Below are 26873 nucleotides of genomic sequence, written 5' to 3'. Positions count from 1 at the left end.
AATCTTAGTATAGTTGTCTTTTGAACAATCAACAGACGTAAAGCAAGTTTCATCCACAACTTAGAATTTGTCTTGAACGGAAGAATCAATTTGTCAAACTCCATCTCAATCAAAAAAACGTAAGTCAGATGTCAACAACATCTGACTTACGCATACATCTCCCTCAATCAAAAATTTATTAGCAACATCTACTAACCTAAAAATTTGAACACTTCTTCTCGGTCATACAGTTTAAATACTTTCTCACATAAAAATTGGGTAATCAGTGCCGCAAAAACAGGAATGACTAACCAACAAAGAACAACAAGAACAACATTTAACCCTGCATCTAAAGAAGCCAACGGACCAACAAGCCCGACTACACCAAATCCAGCAGAAGCAGGTGTACCTGAAATAGAAAAGAGTGCAACAGGAATAGCTGTGATCACTGCACTAACTAAACAAGGAATAAGAATTACTGGTTTTCTAAATAAGTTAGGCATCATCATTTTCATCGCGCCTAAAGCAATCGCAATTGTCACACCTGATTTGTTTACCTTCCAAGAATTCACTACTAAAACAAAAGTCGTTGCCGCTACACCCATCGCAGCTGCACCAGCAGAAACACCATCTAATTGGATTGCCATTCCGATTGCTACTGTTGAGATAGGCGAGATAATCAAAAAGGCAAAAGAACAACCAATCAGGATAGACATTAACAACGGTTGTAAAGTAGTGAAGTTATTAATTAATGCACCAATTGCAGAAGTAATCGCTGTTACATAAGGAAACAGATAAAAACCAAGTAACCCAGCACCTACACCTACAACAATTGGCGTTAATACAATCGAAACCGATCCGAAACTATTTCCAATTAGTAAAATCAGCCCGACAGCAATCGACGCTGTCAGCATCGTGTTAATAATATCACCTGTGCCAGCACCAACATAAACACCTGTTTCACCTAACTCAGGTGTGAATTTGACGACACCAGAACCTACAAAAGAAGCGCCAGCTACAACCATCATTCTCATTGGATCAAAGCCAAATTGTAAAGCAATCAAACTACCGATAATCAAAGGAGTTGCTAGTTGAAAAATAACTGCTAACTGTGCGATTGTTACCGCAAAAGGATACGCACTAAAATATTTTAAAATGGCACCTAATACTGCATTCGGAATCAATCCAATAATGATCCCCGTTGCTGTACCAGCAAGAACTTTATTCAGAAAAATTTTCGGTGATATTTTTTGTGAAGTTTCCATTCAATCTCTCCTTTACTTTACATTTAAACTATCTTCTTTTGCATGGACAAGTTCAGTTAAGAAATCACAATAAGGTGTTGCAATATCATATTTCTTACCTTTTCTAGAAATTGCCCCATTGATATAATCGATTTCTGTTAATCGATGATTCTTGATTAGGTCTTGATACATTGAAGGATAATGTAGCCCGATTGTTTCTGGGTCAAAACAAGATTCACAATGTGCAATGACTTCTGGAATATCTAGTTCAATGTTTTCTACTGCTGCCACTTTGGCAAATTCATTAACAATCGTTTCCACCATCTTATGAGCAGTTGATGTTCTTCCTAGCTCAGCCATATTAACATCTAAGATCGTACATAGCCCATTCATGGTTCCATTCACACAGGCTTTACGATAAATAGAATAATGAATATTATCAGAAAAATGAGCATTTAGTCCTGATTGAGATAATTTATCCGCCAGTTTTCTCGCAGCTGCTTCTTTTCCAGCACCTAGATTTTGTAACTCTACTGAACCATTGCCAAATAACTTGACCTGACCTGGTCCTTCTAAACCTGCAGTCCACATTGTATTTCCAATATAAATATTTTCCATTGGTACAAACTTCTCAATAATATCTTCATGCCCGATACCATTTAACAAACATAAAACTTCTGTATCTTTTTTGATCAACGATTGGATATCTTGTAGCATCTTTTCTAGCTGCATCGCTTTGGTAAACAGAATAATCAAATCCACCTGATCTTTTTTCTCTACTTCAGATTGAAGAACAATTGGTAACTGTTCTATCACTTCTTCACCATTAAAATTGGCTTTTAAGCCATGCTCTTTGATTTGTTGGACATGGTCTGCCCAACCATCAATTAATAATACGTCATTTCCTCCTTGATGAAGCATTAAGCCAAAACGACTTCCCATTGCGCCAGCACCTGCAATTGCTATTTTCATTTACTCTTCCTCCTTTTTTCTTTCTATTATACTCATTTGAGAACGATTTCACAATCTTGTTTCATTATTTTCCACTCGTCTTCCATACTTATATCCATAGTTTCCGTTGTTTTATCAGCGCATCAATAAAACAGGTATCATATTCTTAGTTTATCTTAAACCAAACTGGCAGTAAGAAAAACGATACATTCATAAAAAATTCCCCTACTTCTTCTATCTAAAGAGTAGAGGATTGAATTTCGTATCTATGAAAGTCTTTTATTCATTTGATTGGGAGTTTCCTTTTCAAAAAAACTTTACCCCAGATTTTCTTCCATTTTCACAGTTATAGCGAGCATTACCATGAGAAACTGCCTTTTATTGTCTATGAGAATAATAATTTAAAATTGGTACTTCTTGATTAATTAGTTCATCTCCTAATAATCTCTCCAGTTTCTTAGCTTTTCCTGACTCGACGGGAACTATCCAAGCCCAAACTAAATAATTTCGTAAAAGTTCATCATATTTTGCCAATCGTTCATTGCCATATTGAGCCCTTAAAATTATATTTTCAGTACCGGATAAACGATTTGTATTGAGTTGATAAAAAAGATCTCCACCTAAAAAAATACCATCAGAAGATGATTTACCCACGGTAACGACCATTCCATCTTCCCTATGTGTTACGTACAAATATTCATACGGCCTCACTTCACTTAATGAATCAATTATTTCTTGCCCTTTATCTCTAAAAGCTAGTTCTCTCTCACTCTTATTTAGCAAAAGCTTTTTCATGTCAAATGCAATCGGTTGTTTTATTTCCGTAAATTCACTTCTACTATTAATCCAATTTGCAATTAATTTCTTCACATGTTCTAGCGTAAAATTTGATTTATTAGCTACGTACTTTTTTTCTTGTATCAAGGACATTTTGCCACGAAGTTCAAAACTGAGCCTACATCGATCTTTTATTTCTTTGAAAAGTATCTCATCTTCGTTATTCATAGAACCCCTCTATCTCCTTAAATTTCATCTGCTATCAACACTAGCTCTCATCGAAACAACAAACTTTTCTCTGTCGTGTGCCATTTATCCTTTACGATTATAAATTCCAAGCCCCTTGAGAAACTTACGCATATATTTATCTCCGCAAGACTTAAAATTTCGTTGTCCTTCTTTTCTCAAAAATGCACCGATTTCTCCTTTTGATGGATAGATTTCTGCCTCAGAAAAAACATCTAAAATATCATCAGTGGTCATAGACAAGGCAATTTTTAGTTTTTTTAGCAACACATTGTTGATATGTTTTATTTCCTTACTCTTTTGTGGCGTGCTTGCTGTTGACTTATCTTTTTGCGGACCACGAGCTAAGAGAATCAGACCATTAAGGAATGCGTCAAAAATCTGATTGTTGATGGCTTTTTCATACACATTATTTTCTGCATTGTCTTCGTGCTTGTCTTGGACTTTTGTCAGTACCGCCCTAGCTTCTTCTTTAGTTAATGGTACACCGCCCAGTTCAAAAGCTTTAATCAAATCTGCATCTTTCAAATCAATGGCATAACGTAGTCGCAATAATCTATCGTTGTTATTCATTTACTTCTCCTAAGTATTTAATATTTACTTCCTTACATACCTTAGCTTCTCTAAAATTTGATTCAATATTGATAATAAAAACGTATCATTTATGATAAGGCGCCCCCGTATTGATCCGAAACACACGGTAAATTTGTTCCACTAAAATAAGGCGCATCAATTGGTGTGGGTAAGTCATTTTACCAAATGAGATTTGCGTATTGCTTCGTTTCACCACAGACTCGCTTAGCCCAAGTGACCCACCAATCACAAATGTCAGATGACTTTTCCCTTGGATACCTAATTGATCAATTTGTTTTGCAAATGCTTCACTCGTTGGGTTTTTTCCATCAATTGCCAATGCAAAAACATAATCATGTTCTTTGATTTTCGAAAGAATACGCTCACCTTCCCTGTCTTTGACTTGTTGCATCTGTGCATCACTTAAATTTTCTGGCGCTTTTTCATCAGGCACTTCAATCAATTCCATTTTTGCATACGCCCCAAGACGTTTTACATATTCGTTGATTCCTTGAATTAGATACTTTTCCTTTAATTTCCCAACAGATATTATTTTAATATTCATCTTCTACCCCTTTATCCACACAAAATTACTGCTATTAACATTTCACTTTAGTTTATCATGCTTTTTTCTTTTTTTCTTCCGCACAAGTGGAAAAGTTTTGCACACATAGTTATGCACAACATCCACAGGTTTATCCACAGAAACCCCTGTTTTTTTCCTTGTTTTATCACTATTTTTGATACAAACATATGTTTCTCCCATTTTTATCCACTTTATCAACACCCTGTGTATAACTTTCATACTTAGTTTTCCTCAATAAAAACAAAAAGTTTTGCACAACTACTGTGGAAAACAACAACTAAATTTTTTCATCTGTAAACAAATATTTTTCCTAAAGTTTTTCATAAAAAGTTCACAGTCTAAAAGTAGACTAAATTTATCAAATGAGTCTATACTAATGATAGATAAAAAAGTGAACGGAGGAGGAACACATGGATAAAAAAGATGTGACACCTAAAATGAAAAAAAATAATCAGGGATTTTGGAGAAAGTTAGGACTTGGCCTCGTTGGTGGTGTCCTTGGCGGATTGATTACTGCAGGTATATTTTATGGTGCTATGGGCTCGTCTTTTACAACTTCTTCAACCAGCGCAAGCGGCAATCAAAATTCTGCTGGTGAAACAGTCGTTGAGAATGTCAAAGTTAATGTTGAATCTGATATTACTAGTGCTGTTGATAAAGTACAAGGCGCTGTCGTTTCAGTCATTAATTTGCAAAACCAAAATCAATCAAGCGAATTCGGTCAGCTCTTTGGACAACAGGAACAAAGCAGTTCTGATGAGAATTTAGAAGCTTATAGCGAAGGTAGTGGTGTCATTTATAAGAAAGATGGAAACTCTGCCTATATCGTTACAAACAATCACGTAGTCGATGGCCAACAAGGTTTAGAAGTTTTACTGAAAGACGGAAGTAAAGTAAAGGCCGAATTAGTGGGAACGGATGCTTATTCTGACTTAGCAGTACTAAAAATCAATGCTGATAAAGTCGATACAGTTGCTTCATTTGGTGACTCTGAATCCTTAAAAGTTGGTGAGCCTGCTATTGCGATCGGTTCGCCACTTGGCTCAGCTTATGCTAACTCAGTAACTTCAGGTATCGTTTCTTCTTTAAATCGTCAAGTAACTAGTACCAACGAATCAAACGAAACAGTCAATATCAATGCAATCCAAACCGATGCGGCAATCAATCCTGGGAATTCAGGTGGTCCATTAGTAAACATTGAAGGACAAGTAATCGGAATCAACTCAAGCAAGATTGCTAGTACATCAGAATCTTCATCTGACGTAAATGTGGAAGGCATGGGCTTTGCAATTCCAAGTAATGATGTAGTGAATGTAATCAATCAATTAGAAAAAGATGGAAAAGTAACCCGTCCTGCACTAGGAATCACAATGGTCGACTTGTCTGCTATCTCTACACAACAACAAGAACAAGTATTGAAGATTCCAACTTCAGTGACAAATGGTGTCATCGTAACTAATGTTCAAGCAGCTACTCCTGCTGAAAAAGCAGGATTGAAACAATACGACGTTATCACTAAAATTGATGATACTGAAGTTTCTTCTGGGGTAGAGTTACAAACTGCACTTTACAAGAAAAAAGTTGGTGACAGTGTCAAAGTAACTTACTACCGAGGATCTGAAGAAAAAACTGCTACGGTAGAATTGACAATCGATCAATCTTCATTGAAACAAAATAATTCAAATCAATAATAATGTGTAACAAAAAAGGTGGGACAAAACGAAACGACGTTTTGTCCCACCTTTTTCGATTCATTTAATTTCTATTTAGGAAATGCTTCACCAACAACTGCATCTTCTGGTAAGACTAAGATTCCTTTTTCTGTTGGCGCATCTGGCAAATGTAATTCGCGAGCCGAACAGATCATACCGTAGCTCTCTACGCCACGTAATGATCCAGGCCAAATCATCAAGCCATCAGGCATCATTGCGCCCGGTTTTGCCACAACCACTTTTTGTCCAGCTTCGATATTGGGCGCGCCACAAACGATTTGTAAAACATTTCCATTATCAACTTCTGTTTCTGTAATGGATAAATGATCAGAATCAGGATGTGGGACACATGTTTTAACATAGCCAACAACAATTTTAGGTTCATTATCCGCAATCAATGTCTCGGTAAAACCAGCTTCTTTAATCAAACGATTTAATTCCGCTAATTGTTCTTGGTTAATTGTTACTTGTCCATTTCCTTCAATAGCCAAATGATCAGAAATGTGGAAAAAGTTCCAAGCAACGATTTGACCAGAAGCATCTTTCACTTGAGCTACATTCCATTTCCGTTCAACTTTATTTTCAGTTCCTTTGTCGTCGGCTACAACTACCATTAAGGTATCTCCGACGTGTGCTTTGTTATAAGCAAAAATCATGTTCTTTCCTCCATTATCTCTTGCTGGGGTTTATCTTAACAAAAAAAACACACTTCTGCATGAGATTTTTTTCATTCGCGTCATGAAAAATGACCAAAAAAAGGGAGTGACAAAAGTCAACTTTTGAGTTTGCCACCCACTTTTTTCAACATAGTACTTTTCAACAATCATTGAGTAAAAGAAAGCGAAGATTCTATGCTTCCTCGTCTTTTTCTTCGGTCACAATCAATACATCACAAGGTGCTCGACGAATAACATGGCTAGCCACGCTACCGGTCATAAAACGTTCAACAGCATTTAAGCCAGATTGCCCAACCATGATAAGGTCAATCTGATATTTTTTTGGTAAATTAACAGCCATTGCTTCTTTGACTGACCCGTAAGCTATAATTCCTTCAATCTTTGTATAGTCGACTGATTTTCCATAGTCTTTACAACTTTGAATCATTTCTTTAGCGTTTTCCGTTCCTTGATCGATCAAATTTTGATCCATTGGTGCATAACCCATAAAATTATAAAATTGTTGGTCAATCACGTTGGCCACATAAACTGTTCCGTTATTTCGACGAGCAACCTCTACTGCTTTTTTAAATGCAGCATTGGCTTGTTCGCTACCATCAATACCTACTAAAATATTTTTATACTCTTGATCCATTTCGACCCCTCCTAATAGATGTTAATCAACTGTGACACTTTTTAGGAAATCTTCAATCTCTTGCTTCGTTTTACGATTTTTATTCACTAATCGTCCTAACTCTTTACCATCTTCAATGACTACAAAACTAGGGATACCAAAAATACTCCAATTTGCAGCAATATCGATATATTTATCACGATCGACTTCAATAAAATGCCAATCAGAAAAATCTTGTTCAATTTCTGGTAGCTGTGGTTTGATAAAACGACAATCACCGCACCAATCGGCTGTAAAGAAAAATACGTTTTTTCCTTTTTCTACATAACTTGCTAATTCCTCTAGACTTTTTGGAATAATCATCCGTTTTCTTTCCTCCTACTATCATCTTTACTTAAATTATACACCTTTCTCACAAACTGACAAACGTTTGAAGATTTTTGTTTTGATAAAAAAAATCTGATAAAATAGAAAATTTCTATCTTATCAGATTTCTTATATTTAGCTTCAATTATTTTCCGTAAACAATCGTATTTACAGTTGATTTGTCTAAGCCTTTCAGTGTTTGAATCAGCATTTCTCTTGCTGCTTCAAAGTCGCTGATGCTAAACATTGTTTGGTGTGTGTGGATGTAACGTCCTACTACGCCAATAACTGTACTTGGGATTCCTTCGTTTTGAGTATGAGCAGCACCTGCGTCTGTTCCACCTTTTGAAACAAAGTATTGGTACGGGATATTGTTTGTTTCTGCAACATCTAACAGATATTCACGTAAACGAGGCAACATGATCAAACCAGGATCTTGGATACGCATCAGTGTACCTTCTCCTAAGTGTCCAAAGGTTCCTTTTTTCGTTACAGTATCATCTGCAGCAGAGCAGTCTACCGCAAAGAATAAATCAGGTTTAAATTTATTGACAGATGCTTTTGATCCACGCAAGCCAACTTCTTCTTGCACATTCGCCCCTGCAATCAAAGTGTGGCCTAATTTTTCATTTTGTAACGCTTCTAGTGCTTCTAAAACCATTGTACAACCATAACGATTGTCCCAAGATTTGCTGATAATATTTTTCCCATTTGCCGTTTTGATCGTTTCAGCAAAAGGTACGATCGTATCACCAGGTAAGACGCCATAGCTCATGGCTTCTTCACGTGATTCAAATCCTGCATCAAATAAAATATCTGTTACTTCGACTGATTTTTGACCGCTTGTTCCACGTAGTAAATGTGGTGGAACTGATGAAGAAATACAAGGATAATTTTTACCAGATGATGTTTTCAAAGTAAAACGTTGTGCCGAAACAACATAAGGATTCCAGCCACCTAAAGGAACTACTTTAAATAAACCATTATCTTGGATTTGAGTTAGCATAAATCCAACTTCATCCATGTGTGCTGCCACCATTACTCGTGGTGCATCTGCATCTTCATGGTTACGCAACCCAAAAATGCCACCAAGACCATCTAGTTGTAACTCATCCACTAATGGTTCCATGTGTCCTTCCATGTATGCACGAATATCTTGTTCAAATCCACTTGTTCCTTGTAATTCAGTTAGTTCTTTAATACGTTGAAATGTTTTTTCTTCCATAATATATCGTCTAAATTTCAGACTAAACTCCTCTCAGACTTTTATTTGATCCATTCAAAAAAAGTTTTCTCCGAATAAATCGACGTTTTCATTATAACTTATTTTGCGAAAGATTGGTTATTTATTTCTGAGAAAAACCGAGAGTATGGTAGAATAAACCCAGATACATGAAGTGAAAGAAGGAGGATTACCTGAATGTCCAAAGAAAAAGACTACAATTATTTTAAAGGCGGATTAGTGCTTGGTGTTGGCCTTGGTCTCTTAACTGGTGTTGCTTCCACAGTCTGGTATCATCACAAAAAATCATTGACCGCGGATCAAGTCCTTTCCAAGATTAAAAATGCCTTTTTAAAAGAAGGCTCAATTGAAGGTTCATGGATCTCTTTTGAAAAAGAACCAATTAGAAAATTTGCGATCCACTCAAATGGTTATCGCGGGGGAATTTCTCGAATGGAAGATGGCGAAATCGTCTACTATGAATTCTTAGCCGATGCTCATACTGGAACTGTGTTAGATATTTCCCGAGAAAAGTATGAATCCACTTTTTAAGACGAAAAACACCTCTCCCTTAGAAAAAATCTGCAGTTTTTCTAAGGGACTTTTTCGTTAAAAAATAACTTTACTTTTAGCAAAAATGATTTTTATCTATCTGAACTTATCTAGCATTCTAAGCTAATATACGTTATTCTTAAACTAGTTTTTAAATTAAGGAGAGTGCAACATGGAACAACGTGAAAAAATTGCTGTATTGATTCCCTGCTACAATGAAGAAGCAACGATTTCAACAGTTATTGCTGATTTTAAACGGGAACTACCTGAGGCAGATATTTATGTTTATGACAATAATTCAACCGACAAAACCTATGATCTTGCCATTCAAGGTGGCGCTATCGTCAAAAAAGAACCACGACAAGGTAAAGGAAACGTGATTCGCCAAATGTTTTTTGATATTGATGCCGATTATTACTTGATGGTTGATGGCGATGATACGTACCCAGCTGAAGCTGTTCATGGCTTATTAGAAAAATTACGTTCTGGTGAAGCTGACATGGTAATCGGTGATCGTTTATCAAACGGTACGTATTTTGATGAAAACAAACGGCCCTTTCATGATCTTGGTAATAACCTAGTCAAAAACTCGATCGCAAAATTATATAAAACAGACATTAAAGATGTTATGACTGGTTATCGCGGTTTCAATCGAATTTTCGTCAAAAGCTTTCCGATTATGAGCTCTGGTTTTCAAATCGAAACTGAATTAACGATCCATGCTTTGGATAAAAAATTCAAACTAGTCGAAGTACCAATTGACTACCGTGACCGCCCAGAAGGTAGCGAGTCAAAATTAAATACTTTTTCAGATGGTTTTAAAGTAATTATGATGATTATCAAGATGTGTAAAGACTACAAACCATTACTTTTTTTTGGTATTTGGACAATCCTTTTCTTCGTATTAGGTTTACTTGTAGGTATTCCAGTTATACGTGAGTTTATGGTGACAGGATTCATCGAACGTATTCCTTCTGCTATTCTGAGCACTGGGTTAATGACAATGGCTATGCTTTCTTTGATTACTGGTTTGATCTTAGATACTGTCGTGTCGAATGCAAAAAAAGAATACGAGCTGAATTTATACCATGTCTACCATGAACAACAAAAAGAAAAGTAGTTTGAGGAGGTTCGTATGAATTTAACTATCGCCTATCCTTTTTCTAAGTTTCTATTACTATTGGCTACTTTTTTCCTCTCATTTTTAACAGCTTACGGCTTTGGTTCACTGAATCCAGTAGTTATTATATCTCTAGTAGGATTACTTCTAATCGCATTGATGCAAGAAGGAAAACATCTGTTATCATTTAAACAACCTAGACTTGCTTTTTTAAATGTGATTTTTTCAATGATTTTTGCACTGACTTTAATGACTAAAAATCGGATTCATTTTGAAAGGGTCTCTGGAAACTATCACGAAACAACAATTGATTCTTTCGGTATTTTTCAATTCACACTTTTTGTTGCAATGTTATTTTATTTCTTTTTGATTTTACAATATGCACAAATCTTATTACCTAAGATGAAAGTGAAACTGGAAAGATTTGAAACTCAGTATTTTTCGTTTGGTAGATACTTCATCTTCTTCACACTACTTCTATTAATTTGTTGGAGTCCTTATGCGCTAACTTTATATCCTGGTGTAGTTTTACCTGATTCATTAAGTTCAGTCGCACAAGCGATGGGAGATCAACCAATAAATAATCATCATCCAGTTCTATTTACATTGATCGTAAAATTTTTCGTTCATGATTTGCCTACTAAGAGCATCAATCATGGCGTTTTCCTTTTTTCAATTATACAATCAATTCTTTTAGCAACTACCATCAGTTATTCTCTCTGCTGGTTACTAAAAAAGAAAGTGAATAAATTTGTCATTCTTCTCGCAACTAGTTACTTTGCTTTAGCACCTGTTTTTCCAATCTATGCATTGAATATGCAAAAAGATATTTTGTTTTCTATTGCATGTCTATTATTCTCGTTAACATTATTTGATTTTATCGTTGAGAGTAAAGTGAATTTCACAAGAAAATTAGTTATTATTTTGTTTGCTTTACTAACCACTTATCTAAGAAATAATGGGTTGTATGTTGTGGTGGGGACAGGAATTATTGCTCTAGTTATTTCACTCAAGAACCGACAAATCAAAGCCATTTCCCAAGTGATTGCAGGTTATCTTTTACTCACAGTCTTAGTTATTCAACCACTCATGACTAGATATGCAGTTCCAACAGCTTCCGCTGAACGATTAGGCGTACCAATGCAACAGATCACCAGAGCAATCGTTATGGATGGAGATTTAGCTAAAGATGATTTAGCCTTAATGGATAAAATCCTACCTCTACAAGACTATGAAGCTTATACACCAAGTCTAGCTGACTCCATTAAATGGCATAAAAATTTTAACAATACTTTCTTAGACGAACATAATAAAGAATTCTTACTCTTATGGGGTAGAAATTTACCAAAAAACCTTTCTATTTACACTGACGCTTATATTCTAGAAACATTTGGTTTTTGGGTTCCTGGCGTAAAAAATAACTATGGTTTTCTTGATACTCGTGTCAACACCAATAATTATGGTATCACTCAAATTAATTTAATTGAGCGTTTTATGGGTATCTCAAGCACAACAAAATTGATTGACGCACGAAATTTTTTGGGTTCTGGCACCTTATTATGGTTACTTATTTTTAGTGTTTTTCTTTTACTATCTCAAAAAAAATATCGATTTTTATTACTTCTATCACCAGGAATACTTGTCTTTCTAACTATCATGATTGCCACTCCTGTTGCGTTTAGCTTACGCTATGTCTTTATTTTAGCATTGGGGCTACCTATTTATCTTTTGATACCATTTATCAAATTTGATTTTGAAAAAAAAGAAGGAGTCGATTATGAAACTAATTAAAAAAACTACGATTATTTTCTTTTTATTAATTTTTAGTTATTGTCTAACTTTAACTATCGCTTATAGCATTCCAGATCGTTTTCTTTCGTCTCATGTAACCAGTTCAGTCAAAGTATTTGAAAAAGAAGGCAATTATCCTACAATCAATTCAGCGAATGAAAATGGTACAAAATTAGATAATTTTACAGACAAGTTGATGGTAAAGAAATCAATGAAAGATCATAAATTATCCCTTGTAGAAAATATTATGTCGATAAACGGCTATCCTCGGTATTGGCATGGTTATCAAGTATTTTTACGTCCATTGTTAGCAGCTATGTCTCTTGGCAGTATCCGAATGATTTATGCTTCTCTTTTATTTCTTTTGATTGGAATTGTCTCCTACTTTTTAATAAAAAGAACAGACATTTATTTGGGGATTGCTTTCTTATTGTCGTTAGCTGCAGCTAACGTGTCAGTTTTCTTTTTCAGTATGCAGTTTTCAAATATTTTGATTCTGACCTTATTCGCTTTATTATTACTTTTAGTAAAACCAAAACTATTTCAAGACAAAAGTAGCATTCTTCTTTATTTTTTTAGTATTGGTTCTCTAGCAAACTTTTTTGATTTACTAACAACACCTTTGATTTCTTGGGGAATTCCGATTGTTGTCCTTTTCTATCTAAATAGTAAAGATGTTAAAAAGCAGGATACTTCTTTAGGCAAAAAAATAGAAATATTCTTATCCACTGGTTTTTTCTGGTCAATCGGCTACGGCTTAACTTGGTTGAGTAAATGGATCATTTCTTCAGTCATTCTTAAACAAAATATCGTAAAGGATGCTTTCAATCAGATTCTTTTTCGAACAGAGGGAAATGAAAAATATCCTTTACATCGATTAGCAATGCTTAAGGACAACTTCACTTTAATGTATCCTAAAGTAATTATCTTATTGTTAGCAATAACCTGTTTTATTTTCCTATATCTTGCATATAAAAACCGAACAGAGCATTTACCGTTTCAATTTGTTTTAGTGTTCTTACTTATTGCCATCACACCTTATATTTGGTATAACGTTTTAGCTAACCACTCACAAATCCATCATTGGTTTACTTATCGGACACAAATCGTTACCACGTTTGCTATATTAGGTGGTTTTGCTTGCCTTATTCCACCTAAAAAAATAGTCAAATAAAAAGGTGAGACAGAAAAAATTCTGTCTCACCTTTTTATTTTAGTTGACTAATCACAACTTTTACTTCGCCAAACGATAAATGGCATCTGCATAAATTGCAGTTGCTCTGAACAAGTCATCGAGGCTCATAAATTCATTTGCCTGGTGCATTGTATCTATATAGCCTGGGAACATTGCCCCATAAGCAACACCACGTTTTAATAAGCGGCCATAAGTCCCACCACCAATGATTTGTTCATAGCCTTTTTCACCAGTGTGATCTTCATAAACTTGTAAGAGTGTTGCAACCAATGGATCATCCATTGGCACATAATGTGGTTCCATTACACGCGCGCCACGTGTAACAGTAGCACCTTCCATCCCAACTGTTTTTTCTACGCCGATTTCTAATCCTTCAACAGTTACTCCTTTAGGGAAGCGGAAGTTCATATTGATGAAGTTTTCTGCTTGTGTGCTTTCTTCGTCTGCTTTAAACGCAAATAATCCAGCATTCATCGTTAGTTTGCCCATTTTTTCATCTTCATAAGCCACACCTAATTTTTCACCATAAAAATCTTCATGGACATAAGCAGCGGCTACATGGATAAATTGTTTCGCAGCACCACCAAAAGCATAAGTATCTAAGAATGTTGCTAAAAATGTTCCTGCATTGATTCCTGATTGAGGGCTTGCACCATGGGCACCTTTTCCGACTAATTCAATTGATACGAATGTTCCATCTGCTTCAATCATTCCGCTAACAGGATTTGCTTCCGTAAATTTGAAGAATGCTTCTTCCATTGCGATTGCAGCATCAGTATTCGGTACTTCAAGTTTTGCTTCAGCTGTTCCTGGAACCATGTTTTCACGCAAACCAGAAGTGAAAGATTTTAAAACATAGTCGCCTGCATTATTTCCTTGGAAGTGCAGTCCTAAAGAAACATTTCCTTTTTCACCATTGATAATTGGAAATTCTGCATCTGGAGAAAAACCAAAATCAGGCTCTTCTTCATGTTCGAAGTAGTACGCCATGTCGCCCCAGCCACTTTCTTCATCACTACCAACAACAAAACGAACTTTTTTAGATAATTTCAAGTCTAAATCTTTGATAATTTTCATTGCATAATAAGCAGCCATACTTGGACCTTTGTCGTCACTTGACCCACGAGCAAAGATTTTTCCATCTTTGATTACTGGTTCATAAGGATCGGTATCCCAACCATCACCAGCAGGAACAACGTCCATGTGACCAAAGATACCTAACGTTTCATCGCCTTCACCCATATCAATATGTCCCGCATAATTATCAACGTTTTTCACTACAAAACCATCACGTTCACCATAAGCAAGCATATGTTTTAATGCGTCACGTGGGCCAGGACCAAATGGTGCATCTTCCGTCACCTTAGAATCATCACGTTCACTGTTGACGCGTAATAAATTTTTTAAATCTTCAAGCAAATCTTCTTTACGTGCTTCTACTTCTTTTTGCCAATCAATTGTCATAAAGTTAATCCTCCACCTTATTAAGTCTTCGTGTTTTATGATACCATAAAATCAAGAAAAAAATAGTTCAAAAAGTCTGACAATTTCGTCAGTTTGCCGTTCCTTACAAATACTCGAATCGTTCAACTTATTGGAGGGATATTTAATGATTCTTGATGAACAACTATTACGAGAGGTAATTACTAAACGGCCTAGTCACTCTCACAAAGGTACTTTTGGTCGAGTTGTTTTGATTGGAGGAAATCAGCAGTATGGTGGCGCAATTATCATGAGTGCTTTAGCTGCAGTTAATAGTGGCGCTGGGCTGACCACGGTTATAACCGATGAGAAGAACCATGCTCCACTCCATGTTCATCTTCCTGAGGCAATGGTTGTTGACTGGCAGGATCAAGCGACTTGTCTAACAGCCATTCGACAAGCTGATGTGGTATTGATTGGTCCAGGATTAGGTACTTCTGCTCTCAGTTTAGGTTTACTCCAAACAATTTTAGAAGTTCAAACAAAACAACAGTGGTTAGTTATTGACGGTTCCGCATTAACTTTGCTTGCTGAAACAAAACTTTCTTTACCTTACCCTGAGCATACTGTATTAACACCGCATCAAATGGAATGGCAACGTCTAAGCGGTATTTCTATTGCTGCGCAAACAGACCGTTCAAATCAAGAGAAACAAAGCGAACTGGGCGCGATTCTTGTTGTTAAAAGTCATCAAACTACTATTTATAATAAAGATAATATCTATTATAATCAGGCTGGGTCTGCAGCAATGGCAACCGGAGGAACTGGTGATACCTTGGCAGGAATGATCACGGCTTTTCTTGCCCAATTTTCTAAAAACGATCACACGGTCGCAGCCGCGGTTTATTTACACAGCTTGATTGGAGATCACTTAGCACAAACACACTATGTCGTACTGCCGACACTGATTAGCCAAGCCATTCCACAATGGATGGCACACTTTTGTACAGAATAAAAATAGGAGTTTGATTATGGACAAATTTACAGGATATCTTCGTACACCTTTTTACTACGAAACGGATCAAATGGGGATTATTCATCACAGCAATTATATTCGCTGGTTTGAAGAAGCTCGTGTCGCATTACTGGATCACCTTGATTTTAGTTACCAAAAAATTGAAGAAACTGGAATAATTATTCCCGTCCTTGAAGTCAGTTGCCAATATAAAGAAATGATTCGCTATGGCGAGTCAGTTATTATTTATCCAACAATTGAAAAATATACTGGTACACGCTTAGACTTTAGTTATCAGATTTATGGTACTGAAGATCAAAAATTACGCACGATTGGCAGCAGCAGACATTGTTTTCTCTCCGCAGAAAATCAGCGTTTATTAAAGCTTAGTCGAATTCTGCCAACACTTGATGCACGTTTTAAAAGCTACGCAAAATTGGACAATGCCAAAGAAAAATAAAAAATGTCCAAGCATTTTTCTTGTTTTATACCGTCAAGTTCGTATAATTATAAGAAAAAAGCAGGTGATGAGCATGTACGTTGTTAAAGTATTACATGGTTATATTGACAAAACTGGCTGCCGCACTCGTGAAAAGAATCCTGACAATCTACTCGTTTTTAAAGACAAAAAGAAATCTGAAACTTTCGCCAAACAAATCGGTGGTCGCGTGAAGCTCTTGCAAGAGATGCGCCCTGACTAAAAAATACTTAAACCACATCTATCAAGCAATACTCTTATCTATTGAGTATTGCTTTTTTCTTTCATAGATAAATAATTTCTCTAGTCATTTGACAAATGTCAGTTTCAAATAAACAACATTAGATTCCTGACTCAGAAATTTCTTCTATCAAAGTCTTAGTATTCTGACTAAACAGCGTGATATTATCTTTACCAGACTGCAAAACTAACTGGCATAATTCAGCTGGTTCTTTAACCGATTCTCTCAACAAACTTGCTTCCAGTAACATCCCTAGATTGGTACCACTCAATACAAAAACCTGATTTTTTGTAATGGCTAATTCTACACAAATTTTAAACGGCGTGCCTCCCAATAAATCAGTAAAACAGATGACACTATCCTTTGTCTGTAGTTCTAACTCAATTTTTTTACGATAAGATTCCACTGTTTCTTCTGCGCTAAAAGGAACGATGGTTAATTCTTCAAGAGATCCTGCAATCATTGTCAATGCACTTTTCATCCCAATTGAGAAATCATTATGTCCTGTTATCAAAAATTTCATGTACTATCTCCTATCCTTTTACTTTATTCTTTGCATTCTTTCATCCTGATCAATTAGTACGACCTGACCATAAAAGAATTGGTCGAATTCACTAACCAGCAGTTTATTTCCGCTAACAATATCTTCTTGCAGTATGAACAGATCAAACTTCTCCTTTTGGTTCTCCAATCTTAAGCCAATTGCTTGATCAAATTTTTTTGTTTCACCAACCTGTTTGACTTCTACTGGAGAAATTTTGACATCTGTTGGACTGATTACAGTCACCCAAGTATGAGCTGTTTCTTGGCATTGAACTTTGTTTTCGATTCGTTGATGCGTAGTCAGTTGGTTATATATCTCTGAACTTTCAGCAGTTTCTTGCATCGTTTGTCCTTCAGAAAAATGAATCTTGTACTGATTTTCCTTGATTTTTATATGAACTTGATTATCCATTTTTTGAGAAGTAACTATTGAGGATAAATTATAACTAGAAGTTACCTCAGTATTTTTTTGACCAGAAAAGTTATCTAAAATGATTAAAGAATTTATTTTTTCTAAATATAAAAATCGTCGTTCAAAAATCGTCCATTCTTGATCACTCTTAGCAGACCAACCACATTCAGCAAAAAAACCTTCAGGAATATTTCGTATGTTATGGAATAGTGGCTTTGGTAATTTATCATATCCCCAAGTGTCCCTAATTATAGTATGTGGTTCCTTAGCAACAAATAACGTATTATGGGCAGCTAGCTCCTTTAATTGAATTCTTTGTTCACTATTTACATAAGTATAGCGACCGCTATCAACGATTATATCCTGTCCATCCAGCTGTAAAGTAAAGCTACCTATTGACGCATGCCCATGACCGCTACCATGTAGACCATTGAAAAGTGTAAAATAAATATCTTGATCTTTGTACACCATCATTCCACTATCTCGACCGGCAAAAATAGGAGCTAGTTTTATGCCTACTGATGGATAATCAGAATACAAGCTCCCTGTCCAAAGGACTGCCAGATTCGAATCCTTTTTCCTCTTTTTTAAAAAGCCTAGATTTCGATAAATAGCATAAACGTAATGAAAATCCACGTGATCACTATCATTCAATGGAAGCAACTTTTCTTGATTATCAGCTAAATAGTAAGTAGTTTGGATAGGTTGAGCTAATTTTCCCCTTAAATCTATAGGAAGAGGCTGCTCAAGATACTCTGAAATCTGTAATAAATAAACATAAGTCATGATAACCTCATGTTGATAGAGCGGGCTTTGCTCCCAATGCATACCGTCATCATAAAACTGTAAATCAAGTTGTTCCGTCAATCGCTTCCAGATGAATGCTCTTTGCGTTTCTGTTACCAAGTCTGGGAAAAACAAGTCTACCGCAGCCATCCCTCCGATTGCTAGAACACCCCAATTACTCAGACGATATTTATCAATGTAACTATTCTCTAAAATTACAAGATGTTCTTGGATTGACCGGTGTAACATTTTTTCAACTTCCGCATTTTTCATGTGTGAAATGGGAAGATAAGTTAAACTTTTCATCCAATTAGTTAAACGCAGACCAACATCTAGCGGGCGCCAACTATTTTCATTCGCTGGACTATCGCTTTCGCAGTTTGTAATAAAATCCAACAGTAGCATTGTCCATTTCTCCATATAGCATTGCTCTTTTGTTAAAGCATAGCATTGTGCTAGATCCACCATAAACCCATGTCTGCTAAGCATGAATAACCATTCTGGATCCTCTTCAGGAAAATTATTCCAACCAGCATTCTTCAATGAATAAGGTGTTGAACATGCTTCCATATCCATTGCATCAGTATAAATAATCTGATCGTTCATTAAGAAATCTACTCGAGCAAACAATGGTTCTAAAAATTTTTTTTGTTGCTCAGCATAATTTGACACCCAATCATCTTTGAAAAATTTCTGTTGGTATGTCTCAACTCTTTGAAAGTCCACTCTCTTCTCCTTTTTTCTTCAATGACTTCAAATTGCCTACGCCAAAATGCCAAATACAGATGCTAAGATACCAATTGCAAATAACAGTACCAATAGCTGATATGTGTTCCATTTTTTCTTTTTAATCAAATAAAACACAAGGATAGTAAGTAGAACAGCCAACATATTCGGCATAATTTTGTCCAGTATATCTTGAATAGCAATGACTTGTTTTTCTCCCGACTCCACTTTACTAGCGTATTGAATAGCAATATTAGCTTTTACAAACGATGTGGCTAAGCCTGAGATAACTGTTACTCCTACGATATTTGCAGCAGCAGAGATTTTTCCAATTCGATCACTTAATGTTTCAATAACACTAGTGCCTAATTTGAATCCCAAATAGCCCATAAGAATTTTAATTGCTAGCATCGTCACTACCATTGAGAACCAAAAGCCCATTGGAGCGAATCCCAGACCATCTAATGCTAACCCTGCAAATAACGTTGAGAATAAGGGAGCAATCCCAAACTGAGCGATAGAATCTCCAATTCCTGACATCGGACCCATGAGTGCCATTTTGATACTGCGAGTATCCGAGATACTTTGATCATTATCATACATCGCTAACTGCATACTAGTGATAAACGGTACCATTTGAGGATTTGTATTGTAGAATTCTAAATTGGCTGTTGCTGTTTCTTTTAATTTTTCTGGATCATTTTTATAGATTTTCTTCAAAGCAGGCATAATCGTATTTAAATAACTCACACCTTGGTAAGAGGTATAGTTAAACGCATTTTGTAGAAAGTATGACCGAAGAGCAGTCATCATATAATCTTTTTGTGTCAATTTAAGGTTTTTAGATTCCATTACTGAAGTCCTCCTCTTCATCTAATAAACTTTGATTGTTTGCTACTAAGCTTTTCTCTCCTACAGGTGTTTTATCTTTTCCATAATACTGGATCAGTGCAAAAACTGCACCAACCATTGCAACTGCCATCGTTGGTAACTCAAGATATGCTACACAAACATAACCTAACAGCACATATGGAATCAGACTTTTTTCTAACATGACAGACATGATCATTGCAAAACCAATCGCTGGGATAAGCCCACCAGCTACTGAGAAACCATTAATCAGCCACTGAGGTAGCGCTTCCACAAATGCTTGTAATCCTGGACGGCTCAATGCTGCCAGTATACCAATGAGGAACCCTGCTAAAGCAAACGCAATATAAGTTGAGTGAGAAATAAGTGTGAATTTTTTAAATTGTCCACTTTCAATAGCATTTTTAGACCACTTAGCACTTCCTGAAAAGAACGTATACAATGCAGTTGTCACTAATTGGAATAAAACTGCAAATGGAAATGACAATGCTAACGCAGACTCAGCTGTTACACCTTGATCTCTCAACGTAATCGCCATAATCGTCCCAACAATTCCCGGACCCACTGGATTTGGTGGAACTGTTCCACCCGCACCTACACCAAATCCCATGTAAGCTAACTCTGCTAAGGCACCAAATTTCAAAGCTGTTGGAATATCTCCTAAAACAACGCCAACAAAAAAGGACATGACCAGTGCTCGGTTCGTATAGATTCCCAATAATTGTCCAGAATAACAAAATGCAGTGATTAATCCTATAAGTATTCCTTGTACTAATGTAATCTCCATTTTTTATTTCCTCTCTAAATTAGCTGTTTTTAATTTTTTCCATTAGAGCATCTAAATGCTGCGAGCCATCATTAGACATTGGCGACGTTTTGGTAGTAAATATCACGTGATGTTCATTTTTCAATTTTTTCAAATCATTTTTGTCTTCTTCACCCAAATAGATAAATTGAGAAATTTTTTCTTTTCCTTCAGCAGCATGAATGTTCCCAATATTTAGTTGTTCCATTGGGAAACCTAATTCGCAAAGTTTTAACGCATCGTGTAAATTTTCAACAACCACAAAAATCGTTTGATGCGGAGCTGCTTTCCAAATCACTTCGGCAGTTCGTGCAATTGTCCAAAATCGAACGTTGATATCTTTAGGTAAAACTGTCTTCATTAAAATTTGTTGTACACTATCTTCGGCTGCTTTATCATTTGCACAAATCACTAAATTGACTCCTAAGCTTTTGATCCACAGTTGCCCTTGTCCATGTATCAGACGTGCATCTACTCGTACCATTTTTACATTTGGTTTATCCATATTTTTCCCTCCTGTTATTGTTCTACCAATACATTTTCCAGTCTTTTTTGAATCGAACTAAAGCCTCCAAGTAAAAATAATCTCCCCAAATATTCCCTTCATTTACTCCTTTGCCACTATGCCATGAATACACACCTTCATTTATTAAAGCTGTAATACCTTCCGTTTTAGATTCCGTATAATTTTCGATTAAGCTTTTCAGCATTGAATGTTGTGCATACTTGTAAACCAATTTGGATTGATTTGCTTCAGGTAAAAATTTATCCATCAAATTCATTCCACAAACAGCAATGGCTGTTGCCGAAGTATCTCTGGGTTGATTGGAACCATCTGTAAAAATCAAATCCCAATAACTTACAAAATCTTTTGGTAGCCGATTTAAAAAATAATTTGTGACTGCTTCAAATAATTCAGTATTCTGTTCATTTGGACAATAAGAACGAAAAAGTGCAATTCCATAAATTAACCAAGATTGTCCACGTGCCCAGCTTGATGAATCTGAATAGCCTTGACGTGTTTTTCCATAAAGAGGCCGTCCATCTTTCGTATCAAAAAAGAATGTATGATAAGCAGAAGAATCTTCCCGAATTGCATATTCAATAGTCGTATAGTAGTGCTTGATTGCGACTTCACGATACTTTTTGTCTTCCGTCACTTCTGTTGCCCAAAAAAGTAATGGAATATTTAAAAGGCAATCGACAATCAAACGGTAATTATCTTGTTTTCCTAACTCCCCCCATGCTTGAATAAATTGCCCTTTCTCTTGGTAACGTGACAATAATTTTTCTGCTGCCTTTAAAGACACTTGCTTGGCTTGCTGGTCATCCATAAGTTTGTAGGCACTCACACAAGACAAGCTGTACAGAAAACCCAAATCATGATGATCAATCTCAATATTCTGATCCATCCGATGAATAAAACTTTGAACATTTTTTTCTGCCATTTGTTTAAAATCTTCATCCTGTGTAACTTCATAGCAAAGCCAGAGAATGCCTGTCCAAAAACCATTTGTCCATTCCGTATTGGCCATTGGTACATACGAATTATTCTTAGTCGCTGGTGTAGGATATTGATCATTCAATTGAGAAATATTTTTTTTCACTTTCCTCACTACATCAGCTATCGCTTGATCAATCACTTCTTCTGAAATCAATCCTTGACCAAAGTATCTCTCACTAGACAATAACTTTTCTCTCTTTTTTTCCTTCAAAAAAATCCCTCCATCACTTAACGTGTTAACCGGTGTAAAAACATCTTAGCTTATTTTTCATTCTTTGTAAACCCTTTCTTTTTCAGAAGGTAATTTGCTTATTTTATTTTTTATACAAAAAAAAACACTGAAAAGGGTTGATAACTTCTCAGTGTTTGAAACATTCAATTATTTTCTACTAAAAAATTATTCTCCAACAATTTCAATTTGATAGAAATCTGGATGGATAAAACTTCGACTGTACTCAATCGGTATGCCATCATTTCCTGAAATCAAACGCCGAATGTCAAATAAAGAATAGATTTTTTCGTCACCAAAACTTTTATCAATCAGCTTTAGTGGTTCAAGTTCTTTCATTCCCTCTCTTAATAAAATCGTTCGAACTTCCATAGTCATCGGAAGGTTCGACATGTGTCCAACTAACCCAAGTTCTTCTGACAGACTTGCGCCATTCACCCAACGTTCTAAAGAATCTTTTGCCAATTTATCTCGAAAAAGATACCGATTTTGTATTTTCCATGGACGATCGTTAGTCAATGCAATCTGACTTATTTTTACTAGCGTTCTTTGCCCCGTTTTATCCCCCAGTTGTTGTGCAATATACTTGTCCTTTATTTGTCCAAAATTCAAAGTGATCGTTTTTTCAATTGAGTTTTTCTTAGGATCATTTGGTAAAGAAAGCTGTTCAGAAAAAAAGACCTTTCTGTGTTTCAGATTTTTTCTAACAAAAGTCCCTTCTCCTTGGCGACGAATCAAGTAACCTTCATTGACCAAATCATTTAATGCTTTTACTACTGTTGTGTTACTGACGCCATAGATTTTTTTTAAATCACCTTCTGAGTAAATTTTTTCACCTGCACTAAATTCTCCTGATTCAATTTTTTTGATAATATCCTGTTTGATTATTTCGTACTTGGATGCCATGTTATTCTCCCTTAACCTGTTAACCGTTTATTTACATGATAAATAATTTTTCGTTTTCTGTAAATAGATTGCTTGACTGTGAGAATAGATCGACTAACGTTTCCTCGTAACTTTTAAGTAAATCAACATTTATGTGAAAATAACAATTTACGTTACTTGATAAAAACTGCAAAAAAAAAAATCAATTTAAGCAGTCTCTGCCTAAATTGATTTTAACTTAGTTACTTAACTAGAATTTCATCAAGAATACTTAACGAAAATCTGAATTATTTAGCTAAAGCGTCTTTTGCTTGGTCAGCTAATGCAGTAAAAGCTGCTGCATCGTTAACAGCAAGGTCAGCTAACATTTTACGGTTGATGTCAATTTCAGCCAATTTCAAACCGTGCATTAATTTTGAGTAGCTCAAGCCATTCATACGAGCTGCTGCGTTGATACGAGCAATCCATAATTTACGGAAGTCGCGTTTCTTTTGACGACGATCGCGATATGCGTAGTTGTATGAATTCATTACTTGTTCTTTTGCTGTTTTAAATAAAGTGTGTTTTGAACCGTAGTAACCTTTTGCTAGTTTTAGCATTCTTTTACGACGTTTACGAGTTACTGTTCCACCTTTAACACGTGCCATGTTTAATTCCTCCTAAAAATAAATCTTCTCATTGAAATTTTTCTAAATTTGCGTTGCTTATTTCATTTTTGCTAGTTGTTGACGGATACGTTTGAAATCGCCACTAGCAACCATACGTGCTTTACGCAATTGACGGCGTTGTTTTTTTGTTTTGCCGTGGAAACGGTGACTTGTAAACGCGCGGTAACGTTTCAATCCGCCTTTACCAGTACGTTTGAATCGTTTTGCTGATCCGCGGTGTGTTTTTTGTTTTGGCATGACTATATTTCCTCCTCAAAATCTTTCGTTATCCGACCATTGACTGTTCAACAATCAGTTAGTCATTCAAATTACTTACTGTCGTTTTTCGGTGCCAGCGTCAAGAACATGCTGCGTCCGTCCATTTTCGCTTTTTGTTCCACTGTTGCAATATCAGCAGTTTCTTCAGCTAAGCGATTTAAGACTTTTTGACCAATCTCTTTATGGGTAATGGCACGGCCTTTAAAACGGATAGAAGCTTTCACTTTATCGCCTTTTTCTAAGAACTTACGTGCATTACGAAGTTTTGTATTGAAGTCATTTACGTCAATTGTCGGACTTAAACGTACCTCTTTAACATTGATCACTTTTTGTTTTTTACGCGCTTCACGGTCTTTCTTCTGTTGTTCAAAACGGAATTTACCGTAGTCCATGATTCGCGCAACTGGTGGTTTCGCACCTGGGGCAACTAACACAAGATCCAAGTTTGCTTGTTCAGCAATTTGTAATGCTTCTGCTTTTGTTTTAACACCTAACTGCTCGCCTTCTGAACCGATCAATCGTAATTCTCGTGCACGAATGCCGTCGTTAACCATCATATCCTTTGCTATGGTCATTCACCTCCAAATATTATGAGAGAAAGAAAAGCTTACCGAATTTTCGGTAATAAAAAAACGAGTTCTTTTTATCAGAACCCGCGCATAATCCACCTAAATAACCGGCGAAAACTATCTAGCCCAGTGACTACGTCAACTAAGGCGAGAAGCGCGTGCTTCTGCTTTTATTTCTCAACTCCACTAGTTTATCAAATTCCCTTGAACATGTCAACTCTTTATTAAAATAAAGGATCTATTTTAATAAGATAATCTAGCATTTTTTCTTAATTTTATTTATCTTTAAGATAAGAAAATAATTTGGAGGCAATTTATGAAAAAGAATGATCCTATTTCACCTATCTTATCTCACCTAGAAGAAGGCAATTTTTATTTAGAAGATGAAGAACTTTTTTCAAATCTTTTAGTCAAAGATAGCGACCAAAGTTATTTGTCAGCAAAGAATTTGATTATAAGAGATAGTCACATTCAAAAACTAACCATGCAAAAGACTATTTTGGAAAATTTTGAATGTAGCAATGTCATTTTCGACCACTGTGATTTTTCCAATTTGGAATGGATTGGCGCAAGTTTTCATCAGGTGACTTTTCAGCAATGTAAGTTAACCGGAACAAATTTTGCGGAAAGCTACCTCCGTGATTGCTCGTTCAATGAGTGTTTAGCATCAATGGCTTCTTTCAGTAACACGAATTTAAAAACAGTCCGCTTTTCTGATTGTCAATTGGAAGACACCGAATTTTATGAGGTTCGTTGGAAAAACTTAGCTTTAAGTAGCAACCAACTCACAGGTTCTAATTGGTTCCGGACCCCTCTAAAAGAGTTAGATTTTAGAACAAATGATTTTACTAAAATTGCACTTTCTCTAGAAAATCTCGCGGGTTTGTTGGTTGACCAAGAACAAGCTTTAGTCATCGCCGCTAACTTGGGACTGATTATTGAAGAATAACTATTTGATGCGCCGCCACAAAGCGACTAGCATCCAAACCGACAAAACTAAACTAATAACCAAAGCAATTCCCCAGCCAAACACGGAATGAGTAAAGGGTAACTGTAAGTTCATTCCAAAAAAGCCAGTGACGATTGTCGGAACAGTCAATAATAATGACCAGACAGTTAAAAATTTCATCGTGTCATTTAAGTTGTTATTCAGCAAGTTATTATAAGTTCCAGATAACTGATCTAAAATTTGAGATGCCAAGTTCGTCATCTCGACTGCTTGCTTCGCCTCGATCAATGCGTCATCCAGTTGTTCTTTTTCGCCTTCAGACATTTTACGATAGATAGCCAATGCTTTTATTTGCTCAATCAACACGGCATTTTGTTTTGTTCCTGTCACTAAATAAACTAATCCGATTTCTAAATCAGATAATTGTAACAAGTTTTGATTACTGGTTTTTTCTCGTAACTTTTGATTTAATCTTTGCCGCTCACTATTTACTTCTTCAACTAATGGGAAAAAGGAATCTGATATTAAAAATAAGGTTTGAAACAATAGGCTGTATACGCTCATATTCGGCGTACGTTGTAGCAACGACTCCATAAGACGTACTACGTAACCAGTATTTTCTGTAGTAAATGTAAAAATCCCATTTTCTTTCAAAATAAAAGCCATTGGTGTTGTCTCGTAATGATTTTCACTTTTTCTTTGATGAGGAACATTGTAAACAAGAAGCATCGCCTCATCGAGCACATCATACTCCACACGTGCGCGTTCATTTTTATCAAGAGAGTAAGTCAACATCTCATCACTTAACTTGTACTCTTCTTTTAGGTTTTTAACACCAATAACATTGTCTCTTTGAATGTTTAACCAAAAATTCTGGTCATAATTAAAAAAGCGTTTATTACTCATTAT

General features: G+C 35.8%; 30 protein-coding genes and 1 other annotated feature. Of the genes, 9 read left to right on the top strand and 21 right to left on the bottom strand.

The annotated features are described in order from the left end of the window. Window positions 1–191 precede the first annotated feature (191 nt). The 5 genes from AC4BD1_RS01190 to rlmH all read right to left on the bottom strand — a co-directional run bounded on the left by AC4BD1_RS01190 (window position 192) and on the right by rlmH (window position 4335). Complete coding sequence (locus AC4BD1_RS01190) at window positions 192–1244, bottom strand: PTS sugar transporter subunit IIC (protein ID WP_490485697.1); 1053 nt, start codon at window positions 1242–1244, stop codon at window positions 192–194. A gap of 12 nt (window positions 1245–1256) precedes the next feature. Next, on the bottom strand, window positions 1257–2195 hold the full coding sequence (locus AC4BD1_RS01185; RefSeq protein ID WP_490485696.1) for a 2-dehydropantoate 2-reductase: 939 nt from the start codon (window positions 2193–2195) through the stop codon (window positions 1257–1259). Between the two features lie 357 nt (window positions 2196–2552). Next, on the bottom strand, window positions 2553–3179 hold the full coding sequence (locus AC4BD1_RS01180) for a hypothetical protein (protein WP_490466750.1): 627 nt from the start codon (window positions 3177–3179) through the stop codon (window positions 2553–2555). 84 nt (window positions 3180–3263) lie between these two features. Next, window positions 3264–3770: a YehS family protein gene (locus AC4BD1_RS01175; RefSeq protein WP_490485695.1), complete on the bottom strand. Its 507-nt coding sequence runs from the start codon at window positions 3768–3770 to the stop codon at window positions 3264–3266. A gap of 85 nt (window positions 3771–3855) precedes the next feature. Further along, window positions 3856–4335, bottom strand: a complete 480-nt coding sequence (rlmH, locus tag AC4BD1_RS01170) for a 23S rRNA (pseudouridine(1915)-N(3))-methyltransferase RlmH (protein ID WP_490466746.1) — start codon at window positions 4333–4335, stop codon at window positions 3856–3858. Between the two features lie 431 nt (window positions 4336–4766). Between rlmH and AC4BD1_RS01165 the strand changes: the two genes are divergently transcribed. Then, complete coding sequence (locus AC4BD1_RS01165) at window positions 4767–6047, top strand: S1C family serine protease (RefSeq protein WP_206909439.1); 1281 nt, start codon at window positions 4767–4769, stop codon at window positions 6045–6047. 71 nt (window positions 6048–6118) lie between these two features. On the opposite strand, the gene ytpR is transcribed toward AC4BD1_RS01165, so the two are convergent. The 4 genes from ytpR to pepA form a co-directional block, all read right to left on the bottom strand. Beyond that, a complete protein-coding gene (gene ytpR, locus AC4BD1_RS01160; RefSeq protein ID WP_206909441.1) occupies window positions 6119–6724 on the bottom strand; it encodes a YtpR family tRNA-binding protein in 606 nt (201 codons plus the stop codon). 193 nt (window positions 6725–6917) lie between these two features. Further along, entirely contained in the window at window positions 6918–7379 is a 462-nt protein-coding gene (locus AC4BD1_RS01155; protein ID WP_206909442.1) for a universal stress protein, read from the bottom strand. Between the two features lie 21 nt (window positions 7380–7400). After that, window positions 7401–7721: a thioredoxin family protein gene (locus AC4BD1_RS01150; RefSeq protein WP_206909443.1), complete on the bottom strand. Its 321-nt coding sequence runs from the start codon at window positions 7719–7721 to the stop codon at window positions 7401–7403. A 148-nt stretch (window positions 7722–7869) separates the two neighbouring features. Further along, window positions 7870–8949, bottom strand: coding sequence for a glutamyl aminopeptidase (gene pepA / locus AC4BD1_RS01145; RefSeq protein WP_206899439.1), 1080 nt, complete (start codon window positions 8947–8949; stop codon window positions 7870–7872). Between the two features lie 195 nt (window positions 8950–9144). Here pepA and AC4BD1_RS01140 point away from each other — a divergent pair, with 195 nt between their 5' ends. The 4 genes from AC4BD1_RS01140 to AC4BD1_RS01125 all read left to right on the top strand — a co-directional run bounded on the left by AC4BD1_RS01140 (window position 9145) and on the right by AC4BD1_RS01125 (window position 13583). Beyond that, window positions 9145–9498, top strand: a complete 354-nt coding sequence (locus AC4BD1_RS01140) for a PepSY domain-containing protein (RefSeq protein WP_490466743.1) — start codon at window positions 9145–9147, stop codon at window positions 9496–9498. A gap of 172 nt (window positions 9499–9670) precedes the next feature. Continuing rightward, window positions 9671–10618 carry a glycosyltransferase family 2 protein gene (locus AC4BD1_RS01135; protein ID WP_206909445.1) on the top strand — a complete coding sequence of 316 codons (948 nt, stop codon included), beginning with the start codon at window positions 9671–9673 and terminating at the stop codon, window positions 10616–10618. Window positions 10619–10633: 15 nt separating this feature from the next. Further along, entirely contained in the window at window positions 10634–12409 is a 1776-nt protein-coding gene (locus AC4BD1_RS01130) for a DUF6020 family protein (RefSeq protein ID WP_490485694.1), read from the top strand. Then, window positions 12396–13583: a hypothetical protein gene (locus AC4BD1_RS01125; protein WP_490485693.1), complete on the top strand. Its 1188-nt coding sequence runs from the start codon at window positions 12396–12398 to the stop codon at window positions 13581–13583. Before AC4BD1_RS01130 ends, AC4BD1_RS01125 begins: the two co-directional genes overlap by 14 nt. A 60-nt stretch (window positions 13584–13643) precedes the next feature. Here the strand turns inward: AC4BD1_RS01125 and pepV are convergent, their stop codons facing one another. Then, window positions 13644–15068 (bottom strand): dipeptidase PepV, encoded by a 1425-nt coding sequence (gene pepV / locus AC4BD1_RS01120; RefSeq protein ID WP_490485692.1) that lies wholly within the window; start codon window positions 15066–15068, stop codon window positions 13644–13646. Between the two features lie 145 nt (window positions 15069–15213). Here pepV and AC4BD1_RS01115 point away from each other — a divergent pair, with 145 nt between their 5' ends. From AC4BD1_RS01115 to AC4BD1_RS01105, 3 genes are all read left to right on the top strand, one after another. After that, window positions 15214–16041: an NAD(P)H-hydrate dehydratase gene (locus AC4BD1_RS01115; protein ID WP_206910123.1), complete on the top strand. Its 828-nt coding sequence runs from the start codon at window positions 15214–15216 to the stop codon at window positions 16039–16041. 16 nt (window positions 16042–16057) lie between these two features. Next, window positions 16058–16501, top strand: a complete 444-nt coding sequence (locus AC4BD1_RS01110; RefSeq protein WP_206910125.1) for an acyl-CoA thioesterase — start codon at window positions 16058–16060, stop codon at window positions 16499–16501. A 73-nt stretch (window positions 16502–16574) separates the two neighbouring features. Then, window positions 16575–16742, top strand: coding sequence for a hypothetical protein (locus AC4BD1_RS01105; protein WP_172843716.1), 168 nt, complete (start codon window positions 16575–16577; stop codon window positions 16740–16742). A gap of 118 nt (window positions 16743–16860) precedes the next feature. Here the strand turns inward: AC4BD1_RS01105 and AC4BD1_RS01100 are convergent, their stop codons facing one another. From AC4BD1_RS01100 to infC, 10 genes are all read right to left on the bottom strand, one after another. Continuing rightward, the gene (locus AC4BD1_RS01100) at window positions 16861–17283 is read right to left on the bottom strand and encodes a PTS sugar transporter subunit IIA (protein WP_206910127.1); all 423 of its coding nucleotides are present in this window, start codon (window positions 17281–17283) and stop codon (window positions 16861–16863) included. Window positions 17284–17301: 18 nt separating this feature from the next. Continuing rightward, the gene (locus tag AC4BD1_RS01095; RefSeq protein ID WP_490466739.1) at window positions 17302–19227 is read right to left on the bottom strand and encodes an alginate lyase family protein; all 1926 of its coding nucleotides are present in this window, start codon (window positions 19225–19227) and stop codon (window positions 17302–17304) included. A gap of 36 nt (window positions 19228–19263) precedes the next feature. After that, on the bottom strand, window positions 19264–20079 hold the full coding sequence (locus AC4BD1_RS01090) for a PTS system mannose/fructose/sorbose family transporter subunit IID (protein WP_490466738.1): 816 nt from the start codon (window positions 20077–20079) through the stop codon (window positions 19264–19266). Then, on the bottom strand, window positions 20069–20884 hold the full coding sequence (locus AC4BD1_RS01085) for a PTS mannose/fructose/sorbose/N-acetylgalactosamine transporter subunit IIC (protein ID WP_206910132.1): 816 nt from the start codon (window positions 20882–20884) through the stop codon (window positions 20069–20071). Before AC4BD1_RS01085 ends, AC4BD1_RS01090 begins: the two co-directional genes overlap by 11 nt. Window positions 20885–20903: 19 nt before the next feature. Next, window positions 20904–21407, bottom strand: a complete 504-nt coding sequence (locus AC4BD1_RS01080; protein WP_206910134.1) for a PTS sugar transporter subunit IIB — start codon at window positions 21405–21407, stop codon at window positions 20904–20906. A 22-nt stretch (window positions 21408–21429) separates the two neighbouring features. Then, window positions 21430–22617: a glycoside hydrolase family 88 protein gene (locus AC4BD1_RS01075; protein ID WP_490485691.1), complete on the bottom strand. Its 1188-nt coding sequence runs from the start codon at window positions 22615–22617 to the stop codon at window positions 21430–21432. Window positions 22618–22803: 186 nt separating this feature from the next. Next, window positions 22804–23541, bottom strand: a complete 738-nt coding sequence (locus AC4BD1_RS01070; protein WP_490466736.1) for a GntR family transcriptional regulator — start codon at window positions 23539–23541, stop codon at window positions 22804–22806. Between the two features lie 266 nt (window positions 23542–23807). Further along, the gene (rplT, locus tag AC4BD1_RS01065) at window positions 23808–24167 is read right to left on the bottom strand and encodes a 50S ribosomal protein L20 (RefSeq protein ID WP_144776139.1); all 360 of its coding nucleotides are present in this window, start codon (window positions 24165–24167) and stop codon (window positions 23808–23810) included. Between the two features lie 57 nt (window positions 24168–24224). Beyond that, a complete protein-coding gene (rpmI, locus tag AC4BD1_RS01060; protein WP_067483297.1) occupies window positions 24225–24425 on the bottom strand; it encodes a 50S ribosomal protein L35 in 201 nt (66 codons plus the stop codon). Window positions 24426–24496: 71 nt separating this feature from the next. After that, window positions 24497–25021: a translation initiation factor IF-3 gene (gene infC, locus AC4BD1_RS01055; RefSeq protein ID WP_067483298.1), complete on the bottom strand. Its 525-nt coding sequence runs from the start codon at window positions 25019–25021 to the stop codon at window positions 24497–24499. A gap of 43 nt (window positions 25022–25064) precedes the next feature. After that, window positions 25065–25191 (bottom strand) — a sequence feature (ribosomal protein L20 leader region). A gap of 140 nt (window positions 25192–25331) precedes the next feature. Here infC and AC4BD1_RS01050 point away from each other — a divergent pair. After that, a complete protein-coding gene (locus AC4BD1_RS01050; RefSeq protein ID WP_206910140.1) occupies window positions 25332–25964 on the top strand; it encodes a pentapeptide repeat-containing protein in 633 nt (210 codons plus the stop codon). Here AC4BD1_RS01050 and AC4BD1_RS01045 read toward each other — a convergent pair whose 3' ends face one another. Continuing rightward, on the bottom strand, window positions 25965–26870 hold the full coding sequence (locus AC4BD1_RS01045) for a magnesium transporter CorA family protein (RefSeq protein WP_490466735.1): 906 nt from the start codon (window positions 26868–26870) through the stop codon (window positions 25965–25967). Window positions 26871–26873 lie beyond the last annotated feature (3 nt).

This window comes from Enterococcus sp. DJ147D b, from assembly GCF_058216655.1.
The sequence above is the reverse complement of the archived record's forward strand: the minus strand, read 5'-3'. Positions and strand labels throughout refer to the sequence as shown.